10 protein-coding genes are annotated in these 12,329 nt (G+C 50.3%); all 10 read right to left on the reverse strand.

Annotation, left to right across the window (positions count from 1 at the left end; genetic code table 11):
• Positions 1 to 5: 5 nt before the first annotated feature.
• The 10 genes from argC to fliD all read right to left on the reverse strand — a co-directional run bounded on the left by argC (position 6) and on the right by fliD (position 12,315).
• Positions 6 to 1,061: an N-acetyl-gamma-glutamyl-phosphate reductase gene (argC, locus tag MHH28_RS19760; RefSeq protein ID WP_405104766.1), complete on the reverse strand. Its 1,056-nt coding sequence runs from the start codon at positions 1,059 to 1,061 to the stop codon at positions 6 to 8.
• A 161-nt stretch (positions 1,062 to 1,222) separates the two neighbouring features.
• Positions 1,223 to 2,107 (reverse strand): YitT family protein, encoded by an 885-nt coding sequence (locus MHH28_RS19765; protein ID WP_405104768.1) that lies wholly within the window; start codon positions 2,105 to 2,107, stop codon positions 1,223 to 1,225.
• A gap of 72 nt (positions 2,108 to 2,179) precedes the next feature.
• Positions 2,180 to 3,314, reverse strand: a protein-coding gene (gene prfB, locus MHH28_RS19770) for a peptide chain release factor 2 (RefSeq protein WP_405104770.1) whose coding sequence is annotated in 2 segments (ribosomal slippage) — positions 2,180 to 3,220 and positions 3,222 to 3,314 — 1,134 coding nt in all. Because the reading frame shifts where the segments join, the coding sequence is not laid out codon by codon here.
• A gap of 467 nt (positions 3,315 to 3,781) precedes the next feature.
• On the reverse strand, positions 3,782 to 6,286 hold the full coding sequence (gene secA / locus MHH28_RS19775) for a preprotein translocase subunit SecA (protein ID WP_405104772.1): 2,505 nt from the start codon (positions 6,284 to 6,286) through the stop codon (positions 3,782 to 3,784).
• Between the two features lie 308 nt (positions 6,287 to 6,594).
• Positions 6,595 to 7,152 carry a ribosome hibernation-promoting factor, HPF/YfiA family gene (gene hpf / locus MHH28_RS19780; protein WP_405104774.1) on the reverse strand — a complete coding sequence of 186 codons (558 nt, stop codon included), beginning with the start codon at positions 7,150 to 7,152 and terminating at the stop codon, positions 6,595 to 6,597.
• Between the two features lie 227 nt (positions 7,153 to 7,379).
• Positions 7,380 to 8,822 carry an S-layer homology domain-containing protein gene (locus MHH28_RS19785; protein WP_405104776.1) on the reverse strand — a complete coding sequence of 481 codons (1,443 nt, stop codon included), beginning with the start codon at positions 8,820 to 8,822 and terminating at the stop codon, positions 7,380 to 7,382.
• Between the two features lie 421 nt (positions 8,823 to 9,243).
• Positions 9,244 to 9,441 (reverse strand): cold shock domain-containing protein, encoded by a 198-nt coding sequence (locus tag MHH28_RS19790; protein ID WP_019915069.1) that lies wholly within the window; start codon positions 9,439 to 9,441, stop codon positions 9,244 to 9,246.
• A 241-nt stretch (positions 9,442 to 9,682) separates the two neighbouring features.
• Positions 9,683 to 10,018 (reverse strand): flagellar protein FliT, encoded by a 336-nt coding sequence (locus tag MHH28_RS19795; protein ID WP_405104780.1) that lies wholly within the window; start codon positions 10,016 to 10,018, stop codon positions 9,683 to 9,685.
• Positions 10,011 to 10,403 (reverse strand): flagellar export chaperone FliS, encoded by a 393-nt coding sequence (gene fliS, locus MHH28_RS19800; RefSeq protein ID WP_405104782.1) that lies wholly within the window; start codon positions 10,401 to 10,403, stop codon positions 10,011 to 10,013. The genes MHH28_RS19795 and fliS overlap by 8 nt, the downstream gene beginning before the upstream one ends.
• Before the next feature lie 28 nt (positions 10,404 to 10,431).
• Entirely contained in the window at positions 10,432 to 12,315 is a 1,884-nt protein-coding gene (gene fliD / locus MHH28_RS19805; RefSeq protein ID WP_405104784.1) for a flagellar filament capping protein FliD, read from the reverse strand.
• Between the last annotated feature and the right edge of the window lie 14 nt (positions 12,316 to 12,329).

Raw genomic sequence — 12,329 nt, forward strand, 5'->3', positions numbered from 1 at the left:
GGCGCTTATGGATACACTGGTGTGTAACCAAGCCCGCGGGTCTCCTCCCATCCCATCATCAAATTGAGGTTCTGAATCGCCTGTCCTGCGGCACCCTTCACGATGTTGTCGATAACCGACACAATGGTGACCCGTCCGGTACGTGCGTCTGTAGCGAAGCCGATATCGCAATAATTCGAGCCGCTGACTTCCTTCGTCGCCGGAACCACTCCGGGTTCGCGCACCCGCACATACGGCCTGCCTGCATAATACTTACGGTATAAATCTACCAGTTCCTGTTCGCTATGTTCACCAATCAGCCCGGCATACATCGTCGTCATAATCCCCCGGGTCATCGGCACCAGATGCGTTGTGAACGTTACCGTGACTTTCTCTCCGGCGATATCGGTCAGTACCTGTTCAATTTCCGGGATATGCTGATGTTTGTTGATTTTGTAGGCTTTGAAGTTCTCGTTGATCTCGGCAAAATGCACCATCAGGCTCGTTCCCCGCCCTGCCCCGGACACCCCGGATTTCGCATCAATAATGATGCTGTCCGGCTTAATCCAGCCTGCCTCAAGCGCCGGAATCAGCCCCAGCAGCGTAGCTGTCGGATAACAACCCGGATTCGAGATGAAATCCACTCCGGCCGCCCGTTCGCCGTACACCTCACATAAACCGTATACCGCCTTCTCGAGGTATGCTGCCGGAGGAGCAGGGTGCTTATACCACTGTTCATACTCCGCACCATCCTTCAGCCGGAAGTCGCCGGACAGATCCACAACCTTGAGTCCCGCCTCAAGCAGCCCGGGCACCAGCTTCGCGCTCACTCCCGAGGGGGTAGCAGTGAATACAACATCCGCTCTGCTGGCAATCTCCGCTGCATCTACACCATCCAGCTTACGCTGCACCACTCCCGTTAGATGCGGAAAACCCTCCTCAATCGGCGCACCCGCACTCGAAGAGGAAATGACTGAAGTAATCTCTATATCAGGGTGGCCCTGCAGCAGCCTGATCAGCTCCACGCCCCCATAACCCGTTGATCCGACAATTGCCGCTCTCAGCTTGCCTGTCACTGTCATCCCCGCTTTCCGTTTCTCATTTCTATCATTATCGCCTGACTTGAACCGTTCTGCAAATATGTATTATTATACGACCGAATTAATATAAATACAACATGTTGCGTTAAGTTTATTCAGAGGATTTCCTGCAAAAAGAAAAGCGCAGAGCCCCCCAAGGGAGTCTACGCTTCTCGTTTGAAACCTTCGCCCAGCACTTCATGGGCCTCCGTAATAATTACAAATGCACCCGGGTCCACCGAGCGGACAATCGCCTTCAGCCGTGTAATTTCATTCTGGCCTACGACGACCATCAGCACCGTACGGTTGTCACCGGTATAGCCGCCTTGCGCGTTCAGCTTGGTCAGCCCGCGGTCCAGATCATTCAGAATCGCCTGCGAGATGTTCTCGGTATGATCCGAGATAATATACGCCACCTTCGTGGTGCTAAAGCCCACCTCCAGCGCGTTGATCACCCTGCCCGTGACGAACAGCCCGATCAGTGCATACATCGCCTGCTCCATTCCCAGCACAAAAGCCGCCAGGGTAATCACCGTACCATCCAGCAGCACGACAGACAGCGAGAAGCTGAAGCCGGTAAGCTTTTGAATAATCTGTGCAGCAATCGTCAGTCCGCCTGTAGAGCCGCGCCCCCGGAAGACGAGGCCCAGGCCGAGACCCACCCCAATCCCTCCATAAATAGAAGCCAGAAGCGGATTCGTGGTCGGCACCGGCCCGTCCTTCGTCAGGAAGATAAACAGCGGCAGCACAAAGCTCCCTAAGAGTGAGCGGATGCCGTACTGCTTGCCGAGGAAGATCACCCCGAGAATGAAGAGCGGAATATTCAGCGCCCACTGGGTAAAAGCTGGCTCGGCCCCAAACCAGGCCTCCGCCAATACAGACAATCCCGACACCCCGCCGGAAGCAATCCGGTTCGGAAGGAAGAACAGGTTGAATGCCAGCCCTGTGATCAGCGAGCCGATCAGAATGAGCGCAATATCCACCGTATGACGCAGCGGCCCGTTCAGGGGAATGAGCGGAGGTTTGTTGCGTGAATTGATTTTTTGCATGGTTGGCCGGACTCCTTTATGTTCAGAAAAAAATCCCTACACCTCCGAAGACGCGTAGGAATACTCTTGCGGTTATTCTGTCTCTGTCTTGATCTGGCTGCGCAGATACCCGTCAATGAACCCGTCCAGATCGCCGTCCATCACCGCTCCAACGTTGCCGGTCTCTACAGAGGTGCGGTGATCCTTCACCATGCTGTAAGGATGGAAGACGTAGGAACGAATCTGGCTGCCCCAGGCAATCTCGGATTGTTCGCCGCGGATCTCGTCGAGATGGGCCTGCTGCTCCTGGATTTTGCGCTCGTAGAGCTTGGAACGCAGCATCTTCATTGCCTGTTCCCGGTTCTTGATCTGTGAACGCTCATTCTGGCACGTTACCACCACGCCGGTTGGGATATGCGTAATCCGCACCGCCGAGTCTGTGGTATTGATGTGCTGACCGCCCGCGCCGCTGGCCCGGTACGTATCAATCTTCAGATCCTCTGTACGGATATCCACCTCAACGTCGTCTGCGATCTCCGGCACTACATCGCAGGATACGAAGGAGGTATGCCGTCTGCCTGAGGAGTCAAAAGGCGAAATCCGCACCAGCCGGTGAACCCCCTTCTCCGCCTTCAGGTATCCATACACATTGTATCCTTTAATCAGCAGTGTTACACTCTTGATCCCTGCCTCATCGCCCGGCAAATAATCGAGCACATCTACCTTGAAGCCCCGCTTCTCCGCCCAGCGTGTGTACATGCGCAGCAGCATCTGGCCCCAGTCCTGGGACTCGGTGCCGCCAGCACCGGGATGCAGCTCCAGAATCGCATTCAGCTTATCGTAAGGCTGATTGAGCAGTAGCTGCAGCTCGAACTCATCCACTCTGGCACTTAGACTGCGGATAGTTCCGGCCATCTCCTCAGCCAACGCATCGTCGCCTTCCTCATCGGCCAGCTCCACCATCATGGCTGCATCGTCATAATCCTGCTGCAGCTTCTCGTATTGGTCTACTACCGACTTCACGGCATTCATCTCGCCAATGACGCTCTGCGCCTGATCGGAATCATCCCAGAACCCGGGAGCCGCCATCTTCTCTTCAAAGTTCGCTATCATCTCCAGCTTCAGGTCTAAGTCAAAGTGACCCCCTAAGGTTGGTTAATTTCTTGCCGATTTCACGCAGGTCCTGCTTCACATTCGGATCGATCACTTGGATCACATCACCTTTCATAATTGAATATTGCGCCGGGCTGCCGGTTTGGGCTCACCGGCATGGACGGACATCTATGCTGCTGTCGCTTTGCTTCAGCTGCCCCATAGCCAGGTGTACGCCGTAACTGCGGGGAATGTTTGGACTTTCGGCCGCTGTTGTGCCCAGATTCATTTGATTATACCGCATAGCGGATTCAATCCGGGCACAAAGGCGGACGCTGACGCTCCTACAGTTCCAAACTTCCCCTCCGTTACTTCCACCTCAGCCATAAAGCTTCTGAAATCTCCCGTCTGCCGCACACCTGTGCATCCAGACCCTCAAAGCCAAAAAAGCAGCCGGGCCGCAAACGGGGGAGTCCCCCGGGCCCAGCCGCTTTTTATTGTCATTATAACCTAAGTGCCGGTGAACAAAACCGGAAGTGCGGGATGGTGAAAGGTATTCGCAGCTCAATGCCTGCTCTTTATTTCACCGGGCAGTAAATCTACTTACGCCTGACCATGGCAGTTCTTATACTTCTTGCCGCTGCCGCATGGGCATGGATCGTTACGGCCAACAGTGGATTCCACATGCACCGGACGTTTCTCGGCAGGCTCTGCGTTGGTGGAGATCTTATCTTCCTCCACTACCGATTGCCGCTCCTGATTCGTCTCGATGTGCGCCTTCATAATGTAGGTCGCAACTTCCTCCTGAATGTTCGCTGTCATGGCGTTGAACATCTCGAAGCCCTCGAATTGATATTCGCGCAGCGGATCGGTACCGCCGTAAGCACGGAGGTGAATCCCTTGACGAAGCTGATCCATGGCATCGATATGATCCATCCATTTGCTGTCTACGGAACGAAGCACAATGACCTTCTCGAATTCGCGTACCAGCTCGGAGCCAAGACGTTCTTCGCGTGCAGCATATTTCTCAAGTACACGGGCGAAGATGAATTCGATCATTTCCTCTACTTCTTTGCCCCACAGATCATCGCGGGTCAACTCATCCTCTTCCAGCAGCTTGCTGTTCACATAATCCGCAACCTCTTGCAGCTCCCAGTTCTCGGGGATATCGTCACTGCAGTGGGCATTCACAATGCGGTCGATGACCGGCTTGATCATTTCGAGTACGATGTCTTTGATATTGTCCGACTCCAGAATTTCGCGGCGCTGCTTGTAGATAATCTCACGCTGCTGGTTCATGACGTCATCATATTGCAAGACAACTTTGCGGATGTCGAAGTTGTTGCCTTCTACCCGCTTCTGGGCAGATTCAACGGCCTTGGTAATCATACGGCTCTCAATCGGCTGATCTTCCTCGAATCCCAGACGGTCCATCATATTCAGCACGTTGTCCGCACCGAAACGCTTCATCAGCTCATCCCCAAGGGACAGGTAGAACTGTGTCGAACCCGGGTCGCCCTGGCGTCCGGCACGGCCGCGAAGCTGGTTATCGATCCGGCGCGATTCATGGCGTTCCGTACCAATAATATGCAGGCCGCCAACATCGGTTACCCCTTCACCCAGCACGATATCCGTACCGCGTCCAGCCATGTTCGTGGCAATCGTTACCGTTCCCGGTTGACCGGCAAAAGAGATAATTTCCGCTTCTGCAGCATGGTGCTTCGCATTCAGTACCTGGTGTCTTACACCCTTGCGCTTCAGCATTTCCGATACCCGCTCGGAGTTCTCAATCGATACCGTACCTACCAGCACTGGCTGATTCTTCTTGTGGCGTTCCACAATTTCAGCAACGACCGCGTTGAACTTGCCGTTCTCGCTTTTGTAGACCACATCAGGCATGTCGATCCGTTGATTCGGCTTATTCGTGGGAACCTGAAGAACCTCAAGACCATAGATCTTCTTGAACTCCTCTTCCTCCGTCTTTGCCGTACCTGTCATGCCGCCCAGCTTACGGTACATCCGGAAGTAGTTCTGGAAAGTGATTGTAGCCAGCGTCATGCTCTCATTCTGCACTTCAATCTCTTCCTTGGCTTCAATCGCCTGGTGCAGCCCGTCGCTGTAACGGCGGCCCTGCATCAGACGGCCTGTGAACTCATCGACGATCATAACCTCGTCTTCGTTAACTACATAGTCAACATCTCGGCGCATAATCGCGTTCGCCTTCAGCGCCTGTACGATGTGATGGTTCAAGGTAACATGGCTATGGTCATACAGATTCTCTATCCCAAAAGCACGCTCAGCCGTAGCCACGCCCTTCTCGGTCAGCGCAACCGACTTCACCTTGATATCCACGGTGTAATCCTCTTCAGCAGTCAGCTTCTTGACGAAACGGTCTGCTGCATAATACAGCTCCGTCGACTTCTCAGCCTGGCCGGAGATAATCAGCGGGGTCCGCGCTTCATCAATAAGGATGGAATCGACTTCGTCAATAATACAGAAGTATAGCGGACGCTGTACCATCTGTTCCTTATAGAGCACCATGTTGTCGCGCAGATAATCGAACCCGAATTCATTATTCGTTCCGTACGTAATATCGCAGGCATATGCCGCTTGTTTATCATTATGGTCCATGCCGTTCAGGTTCACCCCGACGCTCATGCCCAGGAAGTTATAGATTTGTCCCATTTGCGCACTGTCGCGCTGGGCCAGATAATCATTTACGGTTACGACATGCACGCCTTTACCCAAGAGTGCATTCAGATACACCGGCAACGTCCCTACCAGTGTCTTGCCTTCCCCGGTCTTCATCTCGGAGATCCGGCCTTCATGCAGCGCCATCCCCCCAACCAGCTGAACGTCAAAATGCCGCATGCCCAGCGTCCGTTTGGAAGCTTCGCGTACGGTTGCAAAGGCCTCGGGAAGAATCTCTTCCAGGGTCTCACCTTTCTCAATACGGGCGCGGAATTCCGCTGTCTTCGCCTGCAGCGCTTCATCCGTAAGCGATACGAAATCCGGCTCCAGCCCATTAATTACTTCGACCGTCTTCATCAGACGTTTGACATCCCGTTCATTAGTGTCGCCAAATATTTTCTTAACAAGTCCTAGCATGGTTAACCCCTTTCATGCAACACAGATGGTGGAACCGAGCCCATCCTCATAGATTGAAAGGGCCACATATGATTTCGATTCCGCTGCTTCATAAATTGTAACAGTTTGTAAGAGAAGCCGCAATACAAGCTGCCCTAACCTTATTCTGCATAATCCCCTTACATAAGGACAGATGATGGCATTTTGCCGAATCTTCTATATATACGCACAAGAGCCCTATTCGCTTCAGGCGAATAGGGACTCGTCTAATTGTCCACGTTAGGCTGAACCGAAGCCCTTCATTATTCCAACAATTCCCGGTCTACAGATTAGTTCTGCTCGATCAGACCGTACTTGCCGTCATCACGCTTGTAAACTACGCTAACTTCGGAAGTGTCAATGTTGGAGAACACGAAGAACGTATGTCCGATCATGTTCATTTGCAGAATCGCTTCTTCCACATCCATAGGCTTCAAGGTGAACCGTTTGTTCCGCACAACCTCAAGATCATCGTAATCCTGTTCCTGCTCTTCAACAGCTACGGCGCTTCCCGCACCTTCAACGAACAAGGTCTTCAGGCTGCCTTCCTGACGGAACTTGCGATTAAGCTTAGTCTTGTGCTTGCGGATCTGACGTTCCAGCTTGTCCACTACGGCATCGATGGATGCATACATATCATCGCTGCGGTCTTCCGCACGAAGCGTCACACCAGCCAGAGGGATTGTTACTTCCACCGTATGAAGGCCGCGAACGACGCCAAGCGTCACATATCCTTCTGAGGTAGGGGGTGCTTCGAAATACTTCTCAAGTCTGCTGAGCTTCTTATCAACATAGTCTCTCAAAGCGTCGGTCACTTCAATTTGTTGACCTCGAATGCTGAATTTCATAAGGCACTCCTCCTTTGTTTACTTTTTCATTATAGCAAATTGTCAGGGCTAAGTAAAAAACAAATCATGACAGACTTTACATTCACCTAACAATAGATGTAACAGACCTGTCTTAACAACAAACGGCCCGGCTCGAGCATAACGCTGCCCTAGCCGGACCGAATACAGATGCTGTATTATCTCACTCTAATGCCTGGATTATGAATGATTGCATTCATCAAGCTTACTTATTTAGTGTGAATCCGCAGAAGCTCTACAGGTGACAACGTGCCATTAGAGTCAGTGATAAAGAAGACTTTATAGGCCGTATTGGCAGTGAGTCCAGTCAGGTTAATACTTTGCTTCACAACTGGATTACCTGTGAGTGTATCGGCCCAAGGCGTTGTTAATGTAGCACCCGCACTGTTCTTCCCTTGGGAAATCTGCAATGCGGTTGGATCAGCATCTGTTGCCTTAACAACCACATATTTCAGAGGGGTTACCGGTGTACCCGCCTGCCCGTAAGCAGCATATACTTCCGCAGACACTGTTGTTACGTTGATGATTCCAACTTGAGAAACCGACCAGTTGCTGCCTGCTGTTGTTTTCAATTGAAGCGGGGTTACGCCGGACCAGTTACCAGAAGCGTCAGCCAGGGCAACGTATACGGTATAATCCGTATTTGCAGTCAGACCATACACAGAGAAAGCAACAGTAGTATCGCCGGTTGCAGCGATTTTGCCGGAATGAACGCCTGCTGTTGTGGGATTAATCAGTCCGTCCTTCACTTGTGCGGCAGTTGGTGCAGTTACGTTCACGCTGTAAGGAGCAACTACATAATACACGGCTCCTGTAACAGAAGGCGTAACATATACATCAGCGGTAACAGAACCTACATGTCCGTAAGTCACGTTGCTTACAGACGGCGAGGTAACACTGCCACCACCGCCGCCGCCTCCACCGCCGCCACCACCACTACCACCGGTAACCGGAGTAGCTGTTGGGCTGGTGCTTGGCACAGGTGTTGCAGAAGGAGCCGGTGTTGCTGTCGGTGCTGGTGTAGGCGTTACTCCGCCCGTAGCCGGCTTATGCACCACCGAGTTGCTTATAATTCCAACCGCTTCGGCGCGGGTAAGCGACTTCTTCGGACCGAAGGTTCCGTCAGGATAACCGTTGATGATCTTCTTCTCAGCCGCCGCTCCCACTGCAGCCTTGGCCCATGCCGCAATCTGGGCATTATCCTTGAACTTAAGGGGAGTAGAGCTTGTACTTAGTTTAAGCAGCTTGGCAGCAATGACTGCTGCTTCTTGCCGGGTAAGCGGGTTATTGGCCCGGAAGGTTTTATTCTCATACCCGCCGATGTATCCGGCTTTTACGGCCTTGGATACTTCACTGTAGACCCAGTTGGATTTCTTCACATCGGTGAAGCTAATGGTAGCCGTTTCGGTGAATCCGAACAGGCGATTAATCAGTGCCACATATTCACCACGGGTAATTGCCTTATTCGGCTTAACCGTTCCGTCAGGATAACCACCCAGGTATCCTTTATCCAGCCAGCTCTGCAATTGCTTCTGTGCCCAGTGTCCTTTAATATCCTTGGGAGTCGTCGCTGCCGACACACTTCCCAGAGAACCGAGCAGCATTGAAATACCGAGTACTCCGGCCGTAAGGCCACGCCACAATTTCTTCATTCTGTTGTTCATCCTCCTGTGAGTTTGATGGGCATAGGCTTCACTGCATGACTTCTTTACAAAAGCTCCTTCGGAAGCATACGCCTAAGCAATAATGAGAGTGCAGACTAGGCAACAAAAAAAGCCCAACGGTTTCTATTACCCATATTTTGGAGATGGTAAACGCTTTTCCGAACTAATTTTTACAAAAACTCCAAATAAGCTCTCTTTTATTCCAAATTTGAAGAAAATTTATGAATTTAATGTAAAACAAACTCGCAAAATGCGGTCTGCTTTGGATGCTCTGGAGGATTGCTTATTACGATTGTATGCACCCTCAAGCCTATAAAAAAGACCCCAGGGAATATCCCCAGGGTCTAACGCTAGCGTTGTCTCAATTGCTAACCATCTACCATATATGTAGGTCGGCTTCGCCGGATGATTATAATTTGATGACGTTAGCTGCTTGTGGTCCGCGTGCGCCTTCAACGATATCGAACTCTACGGATTGGCCTTCATCCAAAGTCTTGAAACCGTCAGTTTGAATCGCGGAGAAGTGTACGAATACGTCGCCACCATCGGCAGTTTCGATGAAACCATAACCTTTTTCTGCGTTAAACCATTTAACTTTACCTTCCATTGACTAAACATTCCCTTCGTCATCAGATGAACGTGAGTCTTGCTCACAATTCGACTATACCACCGCTGCTTCTCTATTGTCAATTGGAATAGTAAATGATTACTTTCAATATTTTACCAGACTATAATTGACATCAGAAATGGATAGGTTTCGGTAATATAAGTTACAAAAAAAGGAGCAGACGATTTAAAAATACCCGCCTGCTCCCCGACTGAAACAGGGGAAATCTATTATTCTATCTTTATTTTTTGCGGTCCATGAGGAAGCTGTCCGGGGTGTATGCCGTCTCGTATGCGTTGCGTTGGATTTTGGCTTGACCACGTTTCTGGAGGAAGTCTTGGGCTTCTTGGCGAAGGGCATTCATCCGGTCCAGCAATTCATTATCATGTGACAGAATCCGATTAATTTCCTGCTTTTGCGCAGGAGTTGCCGGACAAATTTCGACCTCTTCTGTAATTGAATCGACAAGCTTTTGCCGCTCCTCTACGAAGTCTTCAAGCTCCTCATAGGTCGCGTCCTGGAGAGCCTCCATCATCTCCCCAGTCAGCAGATCCAAGTAACGGATAAGCTCATCCATTCGCAATCTCAGTTTGGCTTGCAGCTAGCTTGGAGGCTTGCAGCCAAGTTTCGCGGAGATCGGTAAGATAGCCGATGGCTTCTTCAGCCTTCTCCGGGCTCTTCTGGATGTTGGCCTGAATTAACAGGTAGTTCGTATATTCGTAAAGGGAGTAGAGACCCTTGGAGACTTCAATAGAGTGATCCAGCGTGCTCATCAATTCACTGATGATGGTCTGTGCCTTGCCAAAGTTCAAATTCGACTTCTCCAGATCCCGCTTGTTCAACCCGTCCACCGCAGTCTTCACGAAGCGGATTGCTCCATCGTACAGCATAATGACGAGTTGCGCAGGGGTTGAGGTCTGGACAGAAGACTGGCGGTATTTGTCATAAGGAGATTTAATCAAATGGGTCACCCTCTATTGTGAAATATTCTTATTTGCCGGTGGAGAAGAGGCTGTTGGACTGGGATTGCAGCTTGTTCATGGCGGTTTCCATGGCCGTAAATTGTTTGTAGTAACGGGTCTCTGTGTTATTCAACATCGTGGTCATGGCACTTAAGCGTGAGTTGTATAGCTTCATTTTCTTACCCATCACACTTTCTTCCTTGAACGTACTGGTAAGATCCATGGAATATCTGTTTGTTCCCGCCCGCTCAGATATTTTTTCAATGGCCACAGTAATTTTATCAGCCATTTTATCTAAAATACCCTCTTTAGGCGCGCTGGCAGGGCCCTGCAATAAGTCAAGCGCGAGCTGCGGATTAGCACTGATAGCCGTATTCAGCTTCTCCTCATTTATCACGAGCTTGCCGTTCGACATATAATTCCCGGTTGTAATACCAAGGGTGCTGAGCGGTCCAAGCTTATCACTGATAATGCTACGCATTTCAGACAACACGGATTTGATAATATCATCATTCTTGAGCAATCCGCTCTTGGCCTTCTCGGTCCAGGTTTTGATGTCATCCTCTTTCAATTCAGCCTTCTGCGCATCTGTCAGCGGTTTGAAATCACGATATTTAGCTTCATCAATCTTGGAATTCAAGGATAGGATCAGACTGTTATAATCCTCAACAAAGCTCTTGATGGACTCTACTGCTTTGCTCGGATCAGTCTGTGTCTTAATGATAACCGGTTCGCCAGGTTTGGTTAACTCCAGAAGCGTGAGTTGGACGCCGTTAATGGTTAATGTATTGCTAGTTACGTTATCAATATCTACATTGTTAATATTGACTTTACCATTTTCGCCTATAATTGTCGGAGTAATAGAGTTACTGTCAGCCGGATTGGACTTCATCCCATTGAAGAGCTTCATGAACCCGTAAGAGTTGCCGCTAAGATTGACAGCCCCTTTCGGATTACCGGGATTATCTACTATCCCAGTCAGCTTCAAAGTACCGTCATTAGTAAATTCTGCTGTTACTTTGGCATCGGTATCTGCATTTATCTTAGTCACAATCTCCGAAATCTTATCAGAGCCTTTGAAGGTAAATTCTTTGCCATTGATACTGAATTTGATGTCTTTGACTTCTGCATCGGTCAGAGCGCTTCCGTTAAGCATATTGGTAAGCTGTGTTAATGTAGTATCATTGGTAGCGCCTGTAACCTTATTAGTCTCAGCCACCTTTTTAGTGGAGAAAAGGCCCAGCAAGGTATTGCTGCTCGCAGGTGTTCCCATAGCAACGACGCCATCTTTACCGCTGGTCTTAGAGGCTATAGTCAGCTTGCCGGTAATTTCATCATAGCTGGCGATAGCATTAGCCTTAGCAGAAGAATTGATTGTTGCTACCAGAGTCGAAATCGAGGTCATGCCATTGAACAGGGATTTCCCGTCCTTATCCTTGAACGTCTCGCCGTTGATGCTGATGTCGAAGCCCTTCTTCAGGTACGCCTCCATATCTAAGCCCGACATGCTTCCAAGGTCAACACCATCAAGTGCAGCTAAGGAGGTCGTAGCCGGTATACCTTGCCCTAATCCGGCTGTCTCATAAGTCGTTCTTGTCGCAAGCTTCGTAACATCAACCTTCATATCCAAGCCGGTTGCCGTCGCCAGTGCTTCAGCTTTGACAGCCGTCGTATTTCCGCTAAGTACCGCTTTCTGGGCATTGAGTGCCGAGTTGCTACCATACTTGGTAGTTAATTTATTGGTCCGGAAATCGTACAGCTTGCTGTTCATTTCCCGGTAGCTTTCCCGTGTCCATTGCAGAAGCTGCTTGTCCTGATTCAGCTTGTCGAGCGGCACCCGCTTGGCAGCCATCATACTCTTCACCATACTGTCGATATCCATACCTGAAAACCCATTGACTCGAGTAACCAAAAAAGCACCACCTT

This window comes from Paenibacillus sp. FSL K6-1217 (assembly GCF_045040735.1).
Classification (GTDB): domain Bacteria; phylum Bacillota; class Bacilli; order Paenibacillales; family Paenibacillaceae; genus Paenibacillus_AQ.